Genomic DNA, 17,382 nt, shown 5'->3' on the forward strand with positions numbered 1-17,382 from the left:
CGGTGGGGGCTGGCGTGGCGGCCGGGGTGGGTGCGTGCCTCTACCATCGAAACCGTGGACCTCGCCCCCGCTGACCTGTTGCGGCGGCTCGCCGTGTTCCGGGACGGGGAGCCGCTGCGTCACGTGCACGACGTCCCACCGCGGCAGGCCGATCCCGTCGACTGGCCGGACTGGGTTCCGCCGGAGGTCGTCAAGCAGCTCGTCGCGACCGGTGTCGAACGGCCGTGGCGGCATCAGGCCACCGCTGCGAGCCTCGCCCATAGTGGACGTCACACGGTCATCGCGACGGGCACGGCGTCCGGCAAGAGCCTCGCCTACCAGTTGCCGGTCCTGGCGGCCCTCGACGCCGACGACGGCGCCACCGCGCTGTACCTGTCGCCGACGAAGGCGCTCGCCACCGACCAGAGCCGTTCCCTCAACCGGCTCGACCTCGACGGGCTCGCCGCCGTCACGCTCGACGGCGACACGCCCTACGAGCAGCGCCAGTGGATCGCCCGACACGGCAGCCTCGTCCTGACGAACCCGGACATGCTGCACTACGCGATCCTGCCGCGACACGACCGCTGGATCCGGCTGTTGCGCGGCCTGCGCTACGTCATCGTCGACGAATGCCACGCCTACCGTGGCGTCTTCGGTTCCCATGTCGCGCTGGTGTTGCGGCGGCTGCGGCGGCTCGCCGAACACTACGGAGCCAAGCCCGTATTCATCGCCGCGTCCGCGACGACCGGCGACCCCGCCCACGGCGCGGGCAGACTGTGCGGCGTCGACATGACCGCCGTCGTCGAGGACGCGTCCCCGCACCCCGGCGTCACGTTCGGGCTGTGGGAGCCCCCGCTGCTTCCCGACATCACGGGCGAACACGGCGCGCCCACGCGACGATCCGCGCTCACGGAGTCCGCGGAACTCCTCGCCGGTCTCGCCAACCGACAGACCCGGACCGTCGCGTTCGTCCGGTCCCGGCGTGGCGTCGAACTCGTCGCCTCGCTCGCCCGTGAACACCTCGCGGGGTCGGGTCGTTCGAACCGCGTCGCCGCGTACCGGTCCGGATACCTGCGCGACGACCGGCGGGCCATCGAGTCCGCGCTGCGCGACGGTGAACTACTCGGCCTCGCCGCGACGAACGCCCTCGAACTCGGCATCGACATCGACGGCCTCGACGCGGTCCTCCTGTGCGGCTATCCCGGAACGCTCGCGTCCCTGTGGCAGCAGGCCGGGCGGGCCGGACGCGGCGACGTCCCCGCGCTCGCGATCCTCGTCGCCCGCGACGATCCGCTCGACACCTACCTCGTCAACCACCCCGAGGCGATCTTCGCCCGGCCGGTCGAGGCGACCGTCCTCGACCCGACGAACCCGTACATCCTCGGACCGCACCTGCTCTGCGCGGCCGACGAGGCGCCGCTGCGTGACGCCGATCTCGACCTTTTCGACGCGAGGGCCGCCGAACCCCTGCTCGCACAGCTCGCGGAGGCGCGGCTCGTCCGGCGACGCCCGACCGGTTGGTACTACACCGGACGCAACCGTCCACAAGTGCCACTTCGTGGTTCGGCGGGGACACCCGTCGACGTCATCGAGGGAGATTCCGGCGAACTGCTCGGCACCGTCGACGCCGCCAGCGTCCACCAACTCGTCCACCCCGGCGCCGTCTATCTACACAAGGGACTGTCGTATCTCGTGGACGCGCTCGACGAGGACGACGGGGCCGCGTTCGTGCGCTCCGCCCGCCCCGAGTGGTCGACCCATCCGCGCACGACGACCGACCTGGAGATCCTCAACGTCCGCGACCGGATCGCGCACGGCCCGATCGCCCTGTACTACGGCGACGTCGAAGTCACCAATCAGGTCGTCGCCTACCAGCGGCGGCGCCTCCCCGGCGGCGAGCTCATGGACGAGATCCCCCTCGACCTCCCGCCGAGCACCCTGCGCACCGTCGCCGTGTGGTGGACGATCAGCGAGAACGCGCTCGCCGAGGCCGGCGTCGTCCGCGCCGACGTCCCCGGCAGCCTGCACGCCGCCGAGCACGCCGCGATCGGCCTGATGCCGCTCATCGCGACCTGCGACCGGTGGGACATCGGCGGCCTGTCCACGCCCCGCCACGCCGACACCGACTGCCCGTCCGTGTTCGTCTACGACGGGCACCACGGTGGGGCGGGCTTCGCCGAACGCGGCTTCGTCGCCTGGCGGGACTGGCTCACCGCGACGCGTGACGCGATCGCCGCGTGCGACTGCGCGACCGGCTGCCCGTCCTGCGTCCAATCCCCCAAATGCGGCAACGGCAACGACCCCCTCCACAAACCGGGAGCCGTCGCCGTCCTCGAACTGGTCCTGCGGGTCCTCGACCGACCCCCGCGCCCATAGTCCATAACGGACTCAAAACGCCGTCCACTCCGCGTCCCTCGACGTGCCCGCCGAGAGCGACCCGACCGCGAACCCGGCCGCAGCCCCACCGTGCCGACGCTCGTCCGGAGGCCGCGCCGCCGCCATCCGCGGTTCCGCGTATCGTTGACCGCCGTGCTGACTCAAACGACACGACCGGGCTGCTGATGGCGACGAACCTCATCAACCTGGAAACCGTCGGCAAGGCGTACCCGAACCGAACCCTCCTCGACGGCGTGTCGCTCGGTCTCTCCGACGGCGACCGCGTCGGCATCGTCGGCCGCAACGGGGACGGCAAGACCACCCTGCTGTCGCTCCTCGGCAAGACCGAACCCGCGGACTCCGGCCGCGTCACCTGGTCGGGCGGTCTCCGCGTCGGCCTGCTGACGCAGCGGGACACCCTCGACCCCGACGCGACCGTCCGCGACCAGGTCCTCGGTGGCATGGCCGAACACGAGTGGGCGTCCGACGCCCGCACCCGCGACGTCCTCACCGGACTGTTCGGCGGACTCGACCTGCCGGGCCTCTCCCACGGTCTCGACTCGACCGTCGGTCCGCTGTCGGGAGGCGAACGCCGCCGTGTCGCCCTCGCGCAGCTCCTCATCACCGACGCCGACGTCCTCCTCCTCGACGAGCCGACGAACCACCTCGACGTCGAGGGCATCGACTGGCTCGCCCGACACATGCGGCAACGCAAGGGCGCCTTCGCGGTCGTCACGCACGACCGCTGGTTCCTCGACGAGGTGTGCACCCGCGTCTGGGACGTCCAGGACGGGCAGGTCTTCGAATACGAGGGCGGCTACTCCGCGTACGTCCTCGCCCGCGCCGAACGCGAACGCATCGCCGCCGTCGAGGCCGACAAGCGCTCCAATCTGATGCGCAAGGAACTCGCGTGGCTGCGACGCGGCCCACCGGCCCGGACCTCGAAACCGAAGTTCCGCATCGACGCGGCGAACGCGCTCATCGCGGACGAGCCGCCCGCGCGCGACCAGCCGGAACTCATGAGCTTCGCCAACTCCCGGCTCGGCAAGACCGTCTTCGATCTCGAGGACGTCACCATCACCGCCGGCGACAAGACCCTGCTGTCGGACCTGACGTGGCAGCTCGGCCCGGGCGACCGGATCGGCCTCGTCGGCGTCAACGGCGCGGGTAAGACCTCACTGCTGCGCGCCCTCGCGACGGCCGCGTTCGACGAACGCCAACCCGCCAAGGGCGTCATCAAGGTCGGCAAGACCGTTCGGCTGGCGTACCTGTCGCAGGAGGTCGCCGAACTCGACCCGACCTGGCGGGTCCTCGAAGCGGTGCAACGCGTCCGCGAACACGTCGACCTCGGCAAACGCCAGCTGTCGGCGAGCCAGCTGTGCGAACAGTTCGGCTTCACCGGGACGAAGCAGTGGACACCCGTCGGTGACCTGTCCGGTGGCGAACGCCGACGCCTGCAGCTGCTGCGACTGCTGATGGACGAGCCGAACGTCCTGTTCCTCGACGAACCGACGAATGACCTCGACATCGAGACGCTCACCCAGCTTGAGGACCTCCTCGACGGCTGGCCCGGATCGCTCGTCGTCGTCAGCCACGACAGGTACTTCGTGGAGCGCACGACGGACGTCGTCCAGGCGCTGCTCGGCGACCGGAACCTGCGGATGCTCCCCGGCGGGATCGAGGAGTACCTGCGCCGCCGCCGGGAGCAAATGGACAGTGGATTGGGGTCGACACCGACGTCGACCGGCGGAGCGAAGCCGAAGCCCTCGGCGGACGCCCGTGCCGCCAAGAAGGAGCTGGCGAAGATCGAACGGCAGCTCGACAAGCTCACGGCGGAGGAGGCGAAGCTCCACGAGGACATGGCCGTCCACGCCACCGACTCGACGAAGCTCGCCCAACTCACGGCCCGTTCGGCCACCCTGGCCGACACCCGGGAGAACCTCGAGAACCGCTGGCTCGAACTCTCCGAGGACTGACCCCCCCGGGACGACTCGCGACCTTCCAGATCAGGCCACCCGCGCGGGTGGCCTGATCTCGTTCGAGCGGGTGCCGTTGAGCGCCAAGGCATGGCGGCCCTCCAGACGAAGCCGCGCGGCTCCGACACCGCCGATCGACACGGCGATCCGACGTCGGCTCAGCCGTCGATCTCGGCGCGGACGTCCTTGGCCTCCGCGTGCCGACCCAGGTGCTCGTAGGCGTCGCCCGCGAGCAGGCACGCGCGGGCGTGGAACTGCTGGACGGAGACGAGACGGGGGATCGCGTCGGCGAGGATGACGACGGCCTCGTCGTACCGTTGACCGTCGGCCAGGACCTCCCCGGCGAACAGCAGCGCCATGCCGGCGCCGACGTCGTTGCGCAGGTCGACGAAGGCGTCGGCCGCGCGCAGGGCCGTGCTGATCGCCTCGTCGACGCGGTCGAGGTGGAACAGGCCGCGGGCGATCGAGTCGGTGATGTCGGCGTGCATCCACCGGGGTGCCGATTCGGCGGCGAGGCCGAGCGCCTCGTCGAGGTCGGAGAGCCCGGCCGCGTCACCGAACCGGCAACGGGCCCGGCCGCGCGTGTGCAGGGTGTCGACGATGATCGCCGTGGCGTCCTGCGAACGGGCGTCCTCCAGGGCCGTGTCGAGCACGTCGACGGCCTCGTCGTCGTCGTGTTCCAGCAGCAGCGCGCCGAGCTTCTCGCCGGAACGGGCCGCGATCACGAGGGCGTCCGCCTCGTGCGCGATCTGGACGGATTCGAGGAACGCGTTGTACGCCTCGGAGTCCTCCCCGCAGCGCCGGAAGGCGATACCGAGGGCGAACAGGCAGTGCGCGAGTTGTTCGAGCGTCTCGGCGCCGTCGTCCTTGTCCTCCAGTTCGGACACGAGGTCGCGGAGGAGTTCGACGGCCTCGTGGGCGCGGTCGACGAGGAGGAGCTGCTGGGCGAGCTCGATACGCTCCACATAGGTGTTCTCGTCGGCGAGCGTCGCTTCGCGAAGGGCGAGCTGCCAGCGCGATACGGCGTCCTCGGCGCGGCCGAGTTCGGTGGCCACGCGGGCGGTCAGACGGGCGAGGTGCGCGGTCCCGGTGTGGCTGCCGATGCCGACGGCGAGGGCGAGCGCCTCGTCCGCGGCGACGAGCGCGGCGTCGAGTTCGTGCTGGGTGCCGAGCGTCATCGTCTGCATCTCGAGGACGCGGATGCGGCGGCCCGGGTTGGTCTCGACGGCGAGCAGACGCTCGGCGACGGCCAGGACGTCCTCGGGCGCCCGGGGCACCCGGATCGCGCTGATGAGCAAGCCGTGCATGGCTTCCAGGGCCAGACTGTCGAGGCCCGAGGATTCGGCGAGCGCGTGCGCGGCGCGGCACAGCTCGTCGCTGGCGACCGGGTCGTCCTCGCCGATGGCGCGGGACGCGGCGAGGAGCGCGCGGGTCGATACCTCGGCGTCGTCGTGGTCGGTGGCGAGGCGCCGCAGCCGGTCGTGGTCGGTGGGCTGGGTGTGCCCGTGGAGCAGGAGGCCGTGTTCGCGCTCGGCGTCGGCGAGGACCGTCTGTCCACTGGCGACGAGGTTGCCGACGTACTCGTCGTGGGCGGTGGTCGCCTCGGTGAGGCGGCCGCCGTTGACGAGGAGGCGGATCTTGCCCGTGCCGATGACGGCGCGTTCGGCGGGGTCGGTCGACAGGCGCATGGCCGTGGTGAGTGCGTCGAGTGCGGCGCGGTGGTCGTCGACGGCGGCGAGGGACCGGCCCCGGTCGAGCCATCCGGCGGCGTCGACGGGTTCGGTGACGCTGACGTGCGGGGTGGGCGGNTCGGCGGCGCCGCCGAGCGGCACTTCCCAGCGGGTGTCGACGAGTTCGCGGGCGGCGGCGAGCTGGGTCCTCTGGTAGTCGTTGCCGTTGCGGGTGTCGAAGCGGACCGCGAGTTCGTCGGCGGCGCGCCAGCACGCGACGGTCAGGTCCCGGACGGTCCAGGGGCCGTCGTGTTCGCCGAGGTAGCGGGACAGGCCGGGGGCGTCCCGGACGAGCTGGTCGCCGTGTCCGTCGCTGTCGATGGCGTGGCCGAGCATCGCGAATGAGGTGAGCGCCGCGAGGTGCGCGTCGGCGTTGAGTCCGTCGTGGACGAGCCAGGGCAGGTGCCGTTCGAGCAGTTCCAGGCCGCGCTGGGTGTTGCCGGTGACGGCGAGGAACTGGAGGTGGTGGGACACCATGCGGAGGTTGTCCGGGTTGACGCGGGCGTGCCGGTACGACCGGAAGTGGTGCTGTCTGGCGTCGTCGAGCCGCCCGGCGCGCAGGAGCGGGATGAGCGACGCGGAGGAGCAGCCCTCGGGTTCGTCGGCGCAGGAAACGCGCTCGGTGAACATCTCGTCGAGCAGGGTCAGCCCGGCGTCGACATCGCCGGTGGCGTAACGGAAGTGGGCCTCCTCGCTGCGAACGCACGCGTCGCAGTGACTGTAGTCGTCGCGGGGCGTGGCCTGGACGATCGAGAGAAGGCGCCCCGCCTCGTCCATTCGGCCCGCCATGAACGCGTCCCAGAAACGGGCCTGGTGCACGCCGGACAGGCCGACGCCCGCGTTCGTGTAGGCCGTCTCCATCTGGTCGAGGCAGTCGGTGATCATCGCGCGGTCGAACATCGGGTCGGCGGCGAGCGTCCCCGCCATCCACTTGTAGAACCACAGCAGGTCGTTGTCGTCGACGCTGAGCGGGAAGCGGACCGGGTCGGCGGCGTTTCGGCCGACGCACCACGCGAACGTCGCCAGGAGCGTCTCCGTGTCACCCGTCATCTTCGCGGAGGTGATGAGCCGTAGCCGCGCCTCGTAGGCGAGACGGTCCTCGCCGGTCTCGTCGGCGAGCGCGACGGCCTCGTCGATGAGGGCGCGTTCGGCCGGGCCGTACGGGGTGTCGTCGATCTTGGCGAACAGCGTCTGGATCGTCGTCGCGGGGTCCACTGTCATCCTTCGATGCTGGGGAGGGTGGGGGCGTCGATGCCGACGCTGAGATGCACGATGTCGGTCATGGCGTCGGTCAGGGCGGTCCGATCGGCGGCGCTCAACGGCCGGTGACCCGCCAACAGAGACTGTACATAAAGGATTCTAATGGTGCGCGCGACGACGGCGTCGTCGGTGACCGACGCCAGGGTCCGGATCAGACGATTCCGCCAGTTCAGCGCGAGGGTGCTCGCCGAACCGTCCACTTCGGGGTCACTCTCGCCGATGCGGCCCATGACGTTCGCCCACAGCCCACCGGACTCGCTCGCCTGCTCGCGACGGAGCCGCCGCAGGACCTGCGGGTCCGCGACGTACAGGGCGGGAACCGTGTCGGGGGCGAAGGACCGGACCGAGGTCATGCAGTCCAAATCAGACAAGGCGGCGTCGGCGCGCGACTGAAGCGCCCGCGCGGCCGCGCGCTCCGACAACGGCGGCATGTCCAGCGCGTCGATCTCGTCGGCGACCGTCGTCAACTCGACGACCGCTCCCGGGATGATGTCCGGCAACATCCGCATGATCTCGGTGTCGTAGACGTATCCCGCGTTGACGATCGGCGCGTCCGCGCGCGCGATGCCGGCCAACTGCCGGAACTCGTCGACGGTCTCGGTGTACCGAATCGTGCCGCGACGCGCCAGCTCCCCGTACGTCGACGGTCCCGCCGACGTGTCCACCGGCAGCCACGGCACCAGGAAACGCGCCAACTCGTCGTCGTGCAGCAGCAGCGCCCGCAGCGACAGATGATGGACGGCGAGGAACGCCGCGAGCCGGTGCGGCTGAGCCGAACCGAGACCGATCACCCACCGGCGAAGCGCGGCGCCCAGTTCGGAGCGCGTGTGCTCGAGAGCGTCGTCGTCGATGAGCGCCTCGCGAGACGCCGTGGGCCGCAGGCCCTTCGTGTCGGCGACCACGCGGACGAAGAAGGCCCACTCCGGCAGCAGCGCCTCGACCCGCTCCGACAACAGCATTCCACCGAGATAGACCCGGTTCGACTGCTTCGCGCCCGGCGACGGCGCGAAGGGCAGCACGTACGCGGTGCCGCGCGTCTGCGTCGCCGGAACCCACACCGGAATCGCCTCGAAGGGCTCCGCCCCGAGGACCTCCCGCCCGAACTCCAGGGACGACCGAGACGGCGACGGCTCCAGGAACACCGGATCCCGATTGATCGACTCGGCACCGCCCGGCAGCTCGACCGTCACGGCGGTCGGCAGATACCGGCCGTATCGCGACGCGAGTGCGAGCACCCGCTCCGGCGTCACCAGGTGCGCCGAGTCGGGACGGGGAGTCAACTCGACCCGGGTGCCGACCGGCATCGCGGCCGCGACCTCGTCGGGCAGCTCCGTGACCGTGTACGTCCCGTCCGCGTGCCCGACCCACTCGACGGCGGTGGCGCCACCGAGCGCGCGCGACCGAACGACGATGTCGTCACTGACCATGAAGCAACTGAGCAGTCCGATTCCGAACTGGCCCAGCCGGTCCGAACGCGGCATGTCCAAAATGTCCCGCTTGGAGCTGCGGCCGACGATCGACAGAAAGTCCCCGACATCCTCGGCGGTCAACCCGATCCCGTCGTCCTCCACGACGAACGCGCCCCCGGCGGACGCCGGGGTGATGCGGATTCGCCCGGCGTGCCCTTCGCGCTCGGCGCGGGCCGCGATCGCGTCGCAGCCGTTTTGCAGCAGCTCCCGGACGAAGACGTCCGCGCTGGAATAGATGTTGCGGCTCAACAACTCGACGATGCCGCGCAGATGAACCTGGAACGGACTGGAGGAGGTGGGATTACGTGACATGGCCGCGTAATCATAACGGCGCGGTATGACGCGACGCCTCCGAAAAACGGCCGACCCCGCGCCCCGGCCGGGTGAGAACCGTTCGCCGCCCGCGATGTTCGTCGGGAAGCCGCCCCGGGGCCGCCCCACGAACGTGGGCAAGGACACGTACACCACCGGCGTCGCGCCTCCGGCACCCGTCGCCGTGGCGGACGGCGTTCGGTAGGGTGGTCGATCCGCGTCCCGCACGAAGACGCGGCCCGTTCCAGCCGGGCGAGTTCGGACGTCAAGGGGTGACGGCCAAGCCAGCGGCGGTGGGCTCTCCCGCTTCTCGAAGGTCTCCCATGAACGACTCCCTGCCCCGCGCCAGCCTCTCCGACGAACGCAGCCACCTCGACGACTCCCGCGCGGCGCTCGCGCGGATGCGGCAGCGCACCGAGCACATCACCGACAACACCGGCGACGAGCTCGCCGCGTACGCGCTGGGAAAGCTGAAGGCGCAACGTCTCGCCGACCTCGCCGACCGGCCCGACACCCCACTGTTCTTCGGACGTCTGCAATGGACCACCGAGGACTTCCACATCGGACGCCGTCATGTCGTCGACGAGTCCGGCACACCGATGGTGTTGGACTGGCGCGCTCCCCTGTCGCGAACGTTCTACCAGGCGTCCGCCCGCGATTCACTCGGCGTGATCCTCCGCCGCCGTTTCGGCTTCTCCGACGGCGCGTTGACGGGTTTCGAGGACGAGAACCTCGCCGCGGGCGCGGAGTTGGGCGAGACCTCGCGCATCCTGGCAGCCGAGATCGAACGTCCCCGCGTCGGCCCGATGCGGGACATCGTCGCCACGATCCAACCCGAACAGGACGACCTGGTCCGCGCCGATCTCGCCCGCACGATCTGCGTCCAGGGGGCACCGGGCACCGGAAAGACCGCCGTCGGCCTGCACCGCGCCGCGTATCTGCTGTACGCGTTCGGATCGCAGCTCAAACGCGGGGGCGCGCTCATCGTCGGTCCGAACCGGGCCTTCATGTCGTACATCCACAATGTTCTACCGACTCTCGGCGAGGTCGACGTCACGCAGACGACAGTGGACGATTTGACCGCCACGGTCCCCGTTCGCGGTACCGATTCGACCGCGGCCCAGGCGATCAAGCACGACGTCCGGATGGCGGAGGTCCTGCGTCGGGCCGTGTGGGGGCACGTCCGGCTCCCCGAGGACTCGCTGATGATCCCCGAGGGCGGTTGGCGGTGGCGCATCGGCACCGAATACCTGCGGGCCGCCGTCGCCGACACCCGCGACGAGGGCATCCCGTACGAGATCGGCCGCGAACGCGTGCGCGCCCAGATCGTCACGGGGCTGCGCCGCCAAGCCGAGATCCGCAGTGGAGAGTCACCGAGCGAGGTCTGGGTCCGACGCATGGGCCGCACGAAGGTCGTCACCGCCTTCCTCGAATCCGTATGGCCCAAGCTCGAACCCAAGAAGCTCCTCGCGAAGCTGTACACCGACGCCGAGTTCCGAGCCACGGCCGCCGACGGGGTCCTCACCGACGACGAGCAGGCGCTGCTCGCGGCGACGACCCGCACCGTCCGGCACTCCGTCGCCGACACGGTCCTCCTCGACGAGATCGCGGGGCTCCTCGACCGGCACACCGGCTTCGGCCATGTCGTCATCGACGAGGCGCAGGACCTCTCCCCCATGCAATGCCGCGTCATCGCCCGACGCTGTCGGCACGGCTCCGTCACCGTCCTCGGCGACCTCGCCCAAGGCACCGCGCCCTGGGCCGCCCGGGACTGGACCGACACGCTGGGACACCTCGGAAAGGACGACGGCGAGGTCGTCGGCCTCACCACCGGCTTCCGGGTGCCCGCCGACGTCATCGCCCTCGCGAACCGGCTCCTGCCGAGCCTCGACGTCAACGTCCCGCCCGCGCGGTCGCTGCGCCGCGACGGCCTCCTCGAACTGCTGCCCCTGGACGGCGCCGACGACCTCGACGCCGCCGTGCGCGCGGCGCTGACCTACGAGGGTTCGGTGGCCGTCATCGCCGCCGACGACCGCGCGGCCGGTCTACCCGGTTGGGATGACGACAGGGTCAGCGTCGTGCCCGCGACCGAGGCGAAGGGCCTCGAGTTCGACCACGTGATCGTGGTCGAGCCGAGCGAGATCGTCGACGCGGAACCGATGGGCCTGCGCCGCCTGTACGTCGTCTTGACCAGGGCCGTCTCCCGGCTCACGGTCCTGCACGCCAAGCCCCTGCCGGGGCCGCTGTCCGACTGACGCCTGAACGGTCGCGTCGATCGCCGCCGGGCCTCGACGCGACCCTCACGGTCCAAGGGCGGTCACAACGCCAGATCGAGTGGGCCCGTTTACAGGCAGGTCTCGGTCCGTTGCGCCGGAACGTATCCGACGCCGAGCCGTTGCGTCCGCTCGGAGAACGGCGTCACGACGAACTCGCCGCCCTCCGTCAACCACGCCTCGAGCTGCTCGGCACGGATCTCGCACGTCGCCTCGACATGGCGGTCGCCGACCGGTTCGAAGCCCTCGCCCTGAGTGAAGGACTCCTCAACGCCCGTGCCCTCCACGTGGACCTCACCGGGCTCGGCGGTCTCGATGACGAAGCCGTACGGGCCCGGGGCGACGTCGATCTTCGGCGCCTTCCGGACCGTCCAGTCCATTCCCTTGTAGTCCCACATGTACTCGTAGCCCGAGAGTTCGCCGATCCGGGAGTTGGACCCGAAGGGGCAGCCGACGTCGGTGTACTCGTCCGAGGTCGACGCGCACTCGTCCATGAGGGCGTCCAGAGCCTTGGCGATCGCGGCCTCGGCGTCGTCGCCGAGTGTCGGTTCGACGCCGACGAGACCGTCGGCGGTCACGAAGCCCGGATCGGGGTCGATCCGATCGAAGGCCCCAGGAAGGATCGGGATCGTCGCGTGGTTCGTCGACATCAGACCGTCCACATCGGTGTAGAAGCGGTAGGCGCCGGGGAACAGGAGGTACCGCTCGGCGGTCGTCTCGGACGTGTACGGGACCCGCTCGCCGTTCACCTCGACGTAGCCCAGGGCCGACGGCGCGAACGAGACCTCGGCGAACGGTTGGACCAGGCGCCACGGCCCGCCTTCGACTCGGACCAGCCGGAACTCGGTGTCGACGGTGGCGTCGTCGGTCGCGATGACGGCCCGCACGGCCGCGCGGTCGCCGTCGATCTCCGCCGTTTCGACCTCCTCGATCGACCACGCGTCGTCGAGGGCGTCGGCGGTCAGGAACACCGCGTTGTCCGCCCCGACGGGGGTGGCGAACTCCAGCGCCTCGTCGACGTCCTTGCGGTGCACCGCTTCCAGATAGGAGGCGACGACGGCGGCGGCGTCGCCGTCTTCACGCATGTCGGAGGACACCGACAGGATGACGATGGGCGCGGCGACGAGCAGCGCCGCGACCGCGACGACACCGGCGCGCCAACGCCACGACCAGGCACCCCACCGTCCACGAGCCGCCGAGCCCGCGCGTCGAACACCGGCGACGAGGCGCCGCGAAGCCGACTGATCGTCCATTGTCACTCCTCACAGGTTTCGGGATCGCGGGCGGAGATCTGGGAGTACCTCGACTCCGCGACGTTCACCGTTCCGTCCACGGCGAAGCTAACGGCGAGGATGTCCGGTTCGATGAAGCATTCGTCGGTGACGTCGATCGGCTGCCCTGGCCGACGTTCCTTCTCCTCGCCGGTGGCGCTGAGCGTCGCCGTGCCCCGCTTCCTCGTGACGACCATGAATTCGCCGTAGTTGGGGGAGGCCGTGACGACCGGATACTCGTCGATCCGCCAAGTCGCGTCGTAGACGAGGTCCAGGTAATAGCCGTCCTCGCGCGGATCGTCCAGGTAGGCGTCACCGAACGGGCAACCCGACAGGGCCGGTTCGCCGAGGCTCGCGCACTGGTCGATGTACGCGTTGACGGCGTCCTGCACCGCCTTCTCGCCCTTCTCGGTGATCTCTGGTACCACCGTCGGGACGCCGTACTCCCACTCGCCTTCGCCGGGCAGGACGAGGATCGTGTCCTCCGTGGTCGTGAACAGGTCGCGATTGCCCGCGTACAGGCGATACAGGCCCGGAAGCACGTAGTAGGTCGAAGCGGTGATCTCGTCCTCCGACCGCGACGCCGGATCGATCGGCGCCGTCACTCCATTGAGGTCGAAATAGTCGAAGAAGGACGGAGTCAGACTGATGGAGGGGAGCCCCATGTCCATTGTCCACTCCGACTCCGGGGAGTCGCGCGTCAGTTCGATCGTCCCGCTCGCCGTCACCCCGTCGGCGTCGGCGAGCGTCACGGTGACGGTGGACTCCTCGTCACCCTCGTAGTCGTAGCGTTCGTAGTGGGACGTCTCCACTATCGACTCAACGGTCCAGTCAGGACTGATCGCGTCGGCGCGCAGGAAGCGCGCCTTCTCACCCGTGGGATCGACGTTCATCATGTCGAGCGCCGTTCGGACGTCCCCGGCGCGGATCGCGTCGAAGTAGCGGGCGACGTGGTCCGGCGCGCTCGACGGCTGTTCCGGCGGGACCGGCCAGTTCACGAGCAGGATCACGACGGCGATCACCGACAGCGCCAGGGTCAACCAGGTGCGGTTCTGAATCCGGTCGAGCCTTTCGGCGTCCCACGACGTGGCCGCGATCGATCGCGTCGTGGGGGCGCTCGTCTCACCGGAAACGCCGGAGTCGCCGTCGACGGGCGCGGGCTCATCGTCGCCGGGCTCGGACTCGCGGTCGGAGCTCGCCGCTTCGGTGGACTCCGAGTCGTCGCCGGGCTCATGCTCGTCGCCGGACGTCGCCGTATCGATGGAGTTGGAATCGCCGTCCTCGGGCTCGGATTCGCCGTCGTCGTCGGAGCTCGCCGCTTCGGTGGACTCCGATCCGGGGTCACTCGAAGGGGTCTCGACGGGGGCGTCGGCGACGGACGGTGGCGCGTCACTCGGATCGCCCGAACCGGGATCGGGCTCACCGGCGTGCACGGCCGGATCGGGCCCCGGCGTGGAGTCATTCGTCATGTCAGTTCCCAAGAGAGGCGTGGCGATACGCCCGCTGGCTTCCCGTGACCTGGGGCGACTCGGAACGACGATAGCGGCGCTGTCAAGCCGTCCGGACGACCCGGTTGCGCCGTGGCCGTAGCCTGGTGCCGATACGACACGGGAGCAGTGTGCAATGCCGACCATCGACACCCCTGAGACTCCGCCCGCCCAGGCGGACCCGCCCGGCCCGACCGCACCGGCCGTCACGCCGGAGCTTCGCGCCTTCTTCAAGCGCCAGTACTGGACTCGCGGCATCGCGCTGGGAGTCGTGGCGATCGTCGGCGTCGCGTTCGCCTCCGTGTCCGCGTCCGGCGACGAACCCGAGACGATCGACGAGACCGAGCAAACCGTCGACCCCCCGGTCGAGGAGTTCACGGAGGCCGCCGACGGCGGGTCCGTCGAGATCGTCGAGTACGGGTTCACCCCGGTGAAGGACGTGGCCGGGGACGACCAGATCAGCTGGGGCGTCATCGTCGAGAACACGAGCGCCGATTCGGTCGCGATCGCGACGGTCGCGTTGGCGGTCAAGGGCGAGGACGGTTCGTCGCTGACCGAGGGCACGGGCTGGGACGTCGACGTCATGACTCCCCTCCTGGCGCCGGGCGAACGTGTCGGCATCGGTTCGACCAGTTACATCGACGACGGCGAGGTGGCCGACGCGAAGCCGACCATCAGCGCGGAGCGGTGGTGGCTGGCCGCCGACCAACCGACCGCGGCGGACGCCGTCGACGTCAGCGAATTGACGTCGGACTGGGTCGGCGCGGGCGACGAGGTTCCGTACTGGGGCAGCGACGGCATCGGATCCTTTGTCGACACCGACGGGACGCTGCGGCTGCGTTTCCGAGTGGAAGTGGAGGGGGAGGCCATCCACAGTCCGAGGGCGGTCGCGATCTTCCGGAACGAGGACGGCGACATCATCGGAGCGAACCGACCCGACGAGATCGGGAGTTCCACGACGATCCCTCATGGATGGTCCTATCAGGAGATAAACGTCAAGTACGGCCCACCGCCGAACACCGACGCCGACTCGATCGAGATCTACGTCTTCGCGTGACCGCCTCCGTCGACGCGTCCAAGGCGAAACCGAGGACGATCGCTCCGGGATAGCGCTCACGAGCGCTGCCGTCGCGTACACCGTGGGCGTCACCGTCCGGTCCCGACCGCGGCCCCGACCCGCGGATCGATCGGCGCGTCGAGCACGGGGCGAACCGGTGGACCGAAGTCGCCGCCGCGGGCGTCGTGCCGCGTCCGAGAATCCCCGCAGAGGCTCGCGAGCTCGGGGCCGAGAGCGTCACCTCGACGCGCGACTCGACTCCATCGCTACGATCGCCGACGGCCTCGTCGGCGTCCGCCGGAGCCGAGCGTTCGCTCCTTCCCGCCCGTCGTCGCGCCCTTGAGGAATCGCGCCGGAAACGAGGAAACCCACCACCGGGTGAAGGACCTGGTGGTGGGTCTGGGAAGTAGGGCGCCCGGGGCTCGAACCCGGAACCTATGGATTAAAAGTCCACAGCTCTGCCAGTTGAGCTAACGCCCCTCGCCGCAACAGGTTACATGGTGCGCGCGGCGGCGGCGAGCGGGTATGCGACGGCGATGATGTTCGTCCGAGCCGCGAATCCCGGCCCGGGCGTCGCGTACCGGGTTAACATACGGGCGGCTCGGTCCACACCGGATCGTATCGGTGACGGGCCGCCCCCCGAAACGATCCGGACGCCAGGGAGGGCGAACGTCATGACCGCGACCGACACCGAGAAGCCCGTGAACGACTCGCTGATGGCCGATGTCCGCGACGCGATCGCGGGGCGGGCGTTCTGGCTCGTCGCGGGCGTCCTGCTGCTTCAGTTCGCGTTCATCCTGTCGTACGTCGGGGCGTTCCACGATCCCGGCCTGCACCGCGTGTCGATGGACGTCGTCGCGCCCGGCGACGCGGGCCCGCGCCTCGTCCAGCAACTCAACGCGATGACGGGCGAGCCGATCGACGCCGAGGTCGTCGCCGACGCCGAGACCGCGCGGGAGAACGTCGAGAGTGGGTTCACCCGGTCCGCGCTGATCGTGGACCCGACGAGCACCACCGACGTGCTGTACGTCGCCGGGGGCGCCGGGGCATCACTGACGACGGCGATCCAGGAGCTCATGACGGCGGTCGAGCAGCGACAGAACAGGCAACTCACCGTCGTCGATGTCGCCCCCGTCCAGGACGGCGACGCGCGCGGACTGACGGCGTTCTACCTGGTCGTGGGGTGGATCGTCGGCGGATATCTCGCGGCCGCGGTCCTCGGTGTCTCACGCGGATCGCGTGCAGCGACACGTCAACGGGCCGTCATCCGGCTCGCGGCGATGGTGCCGTACGCGATCGTCTCGGGCCTGTTGGGCGCCGTCATCGTCGATCCGGTGCTCGGCGCGTTGACGGGCCGCTTCGCCGAGATCGCCGGGATCGGCGCGCTGCTGGTGTTCTGCGCGGCGGCGGTGACGATGGCGCTTCAAGTGCTGTTCGGGCTGGTCGGTGTCGGCGTCACGTTGATCGTGTTCGTCATCTGGGGCAACCCGAGCGCCGGCGGCGCGTTCGCCACGGAGATGCTGCCGACGTTCTGGAGGGAGACCGGCCCGTGGCTGCCGTCGGGGGCGGGGGTGTCGGCGATCCGGGACGTCGTCTACTTCGACTCGAACGGCCTGGACCGTCCCCTGTTGACGATCGCGGTGTGGGCGATCGCGGGAATGCTGATCATGCTGGTCGGGTCGTCGTTGCTGCACCGACGCGGGCGGCTCTCCGGTTTCGACGGCGGCCCCGCGCCGATCGAGGAACCGCGCCCGAACGACGCCTGAGCGTCGGGCGGCCGATTCGGGCCGGACGGGCACCCGAGTTCCGCTTGGTTGGGCAAAAGTTCCGCTTGGTTGGGCAAATTGCGAAAACGCGCCTAATTCGAACATTTGCCCAACCAAGCGGAGAATTCAACCAACCAAGCGGAGGCTCGCAATGTTGTGGGAGGTCGTCATCGGCACGGTCATCCGGTACGACACGGACGTCCTCCAAGGAGTGTTGTGCCTAGAGCTTGCGGGCGCCCAGTTCCCGTTGCAGTAGGGCGATCGCCTCGTCCTCGACGGCGATGCCGCCCGCGAGCGTCTCGGGGCGCTGAACGGGCGCGCGACGGGGCGAGAAACCCTCGTCTGGCGGCGGCTCCTCGCCCGGAGGCTCACTCGGCCACGACGGATCATCCGCTGTGGACATTCGAGGTGGCGGGGTCGGAGCGG

At 70.1% G+C, this 17,382-nt stretch carries 9 protein-coding genes, 1 tRNA gene and 1 pseudogene; 5 read left to right on the forward strand and 6 right to left on the reverse strand.

The annotated features are described in order from the left end of the window. Positions 1 to 54 precede the first annotated feature (54 nt). Positions 55 to 2,355 (forward strand): DEAD/DEAH box helicase, encoded by a 2,301-nt coding sequence (locus ACM9NP_RS22975; protein ID WP_415648852.1) that lies wholly within the window; start codon positions 55 to 57, stop codon positions 2,353 to 2,355. 185 nt (positions 2,356 to 2,540) lie between these two features. Continuing rightward, positions 2,541 to 4,331 carry an ABC-F family ATP-binding cassette domain-containing protein gene (locus ACM9NP_RS22980; RefSeq protein WP_415648853.1) on the forward strand — a complete coding sequence of 597 codons (1,791 nt, stop codon included), beginning with the start codon at positions 2,541 to 2,543 and terminating at the stop codon, positions 4,329 to 4,331. Positions 4,332 to 4,489: 158 nt separating this feature from the next. Here the strand turns inward: ACM9NP_RS22980 and ACM9NP_RS22985 are convergent. Next, a partial coding sequence (locus ACM9NP_RS22985; RefSeq protein ID WP_415648854.1) for a tetratricopeptide repeat protein occupies positions 4,490 to 6,139 on the reverse strand: 1,650 nt, incomplete at its 5' end. Between the two features lie 1,139 nt (positions 6,140 to 7,278). After that, positions 7,279 to 9,102, reverse strand: a complete 1,824-nt coding sequence (locus ACM9NP_RS22990; RefSeq protein WP_415648855.1) for an HSP90 family protein — start codon at positions 9,100 to 9,102, stop codon at positions 7,279 to 7,281. Between the two features lie 323 nt (positions 9,103 to 9,425). Here ACM9NP_RS22990 and ACM9NP_RS22995 point away from each other — a divergent pair, with 323 nt between their 5' ends. Next, positions 9,426 to 11,357, forward strand: a complete 1,932-nt coding sequence (locus ACM9NP_RS22995; RefSeq protein ID WP_415648856.1) for a HelD family protein — start codon at positions 9,426 to 9,428, stop codon at positions 11,355 to 11,357. Positions 11,358 to 11,446: 89 nt separating this feature from the next. Here ACM9NP_RS22995 and ACM9NP_RS23000 read toward each other — a convergent pair whose 3' ends face one another. Both ACM9NP_RS23000 and ACM9NP_RS23005 read right to left on the reverse strand, forming a co-directional pair. After that, positions 11,447 to 12,628, reverse strand: a complete 1,182-nt coding sequence (locus tag ACM9NP_RS23000; protein WP_415648857.1) for a hypothetical protein — start codon at positions 12,626 to 12,628, stop codon at positions 11,447 to 11,449. A 2-nt stretch (positions 12,629 to 12,630) separates the two neighbouring features. Beyond that, positions 12,631 to 14,115 carry a hypothetical protein gene (locus tag ACM9NP_RS23005; RefSeq protein ID WP_415648858.1) on the reverse strand — a complete coding sequence of 495 codons (1,485 nt, stop codon included), beginning with the start codon at positions 14,113 to 14,115 and terminating at the stop codon, positions 12,631 to 12,633. 154 nt (positions 14,116 to 14,269) lie between these two features. Here ACM9NP_RS23005 and ACM9NP_RS23010 point away from each other — a divergent pair, with 154 nt between their 5' ends. Further along, on the forward strand, positions 14,270 to 15,190 hold the full coding sequence (locus tag ACM9NP_RS23010) for a hypothetical protein (RefSeq protein WP_415648859.1): 921 nt from the start codon (positions 14,270 to 14,272) through the stop codon (positions 15,188 to 15,190). Positions 15,191 to 15,597: 407 nt separating this feature from the next. Here ACM9NP_RS23010 and ACM9NP_RS23015 read toward each other — a convergent pair. Further along, positions 15,598 to 15,670: transfer RNA gene (locus ACM9NP_RS23015), tRNA-Lys, on the reverse strand. A 194-nt stretch (positions 15,671 to 15,864) separates the two neighbouring features. On the opposite strand from ACM9NP_RS23015, the gene ACM9NP_RS23020 reads away from it, so the two are divergent. Then, positions 15,865 to 16,956, forward strand: a complete 1,092-nt coding sequence (locus tag ACM9NP_RS23020; protein ID WP_415648860.1) for a DUF3533 domain-containing protein — start codon at positions 15,865 to 15,867, stop codon at positions 16,954 to 16,956. Positions 16,957 to 17,176: 220 nt separating this feature from the next. Here the strand turns inward: ACM9NP_RS23020 and ACM9NP_RS23025 are convergent. Continuing rightward, positions 17,177 to 17,382 (reverse strand): annotated as a pseudogene (locus ACM9NP_RS23025) (hypothetical protein); the annotation flags it as partial.

The sequence above is a fragment of the Stackebrandtia soli genome, assembly GCF_965137155.1.
GTDB lineage: Bacteria > Actinomycetota > Actinomycetes > Mycobacteriales > Micromonosporaceae > Stackebrandtia > Stackebrandtia soli.